The 541-nt window shown below is 76.5% G+C and carries 1 protein-coding gene; it reads left to right on the top strand.

Annotation, left to right across the window (positions count from 1 at the left end; all coding sequences use genetic code 11):
• Position 1: 1 nt before the first annotated feature.
• The coding region (locus L0B03_RS18955) for an MFS transporter (RefSeq protein ID WP_308200118.1) at positions 2–541 on the top strand (540 nt) is incomplete at its 3' end.

Below are 541 nucleotides of genomic sequence, written 5' to 3'. Positions count from 1 at the left end.
CGTGACCCGGGCCCCCGCCACGGACCGCGCGGCAGCAGCCCCCACGGGCCCGGCCGCGCGTGCCGAACGGCGGGCCGGCCGGGCGTTCTCGGGGGCCTTCTGGTTCTTCTGGGCCGCGATGCTCTGCGGCGTGGCGATCGAGTTCTCGACCACCTTCTGGGCCTCGGACCTGCTCACCCAGCGCACCGGTGCTTCCCCGTCGGTGGCCACGGCCTCGGTCTCGGCCCTCGTGGTCGGGATGGCGGTGTCACGCTTCGTCGTCGGGCCCCTGTCGATGCGCAAGGCCCCGGAGAAGATCCTGCTGCTGGCCTACGCCCTGGCCGGGGTGGGGTGGGCAGCGTTCTGGCTCGCGACCAGCACCCCGGTGGCCATCGCGGGGCTGGTGCTCGCCGGCCTCGGGTACGGCGCCCACTACCCGTTGAGCGCCGCCCTGACGCTGCGCGCCTCGGACGGACGGCCCGACCAGGCCCAGGCCCGCGGCTCCATCGGCACCGCGGCGGCCGTCGGGATCGCGCCCTTCGCCCTGGGCGCCCTGGCCGGC

Origin of the sequence: Actinotalea sp. C106 (assembly GCF_023630195.1) — a bacterium.
Classification (GTDB): Bacteria; Actinomycetota; Actinomycetes; order Actinomycetales; family Cellulomonadaceae; genus Actinotalea.
The sequence above is the reverse complement of the archived record's forward strand: the minus strand, read 5'-3'. Positions and strand labels throughout refer to the sequence as shown.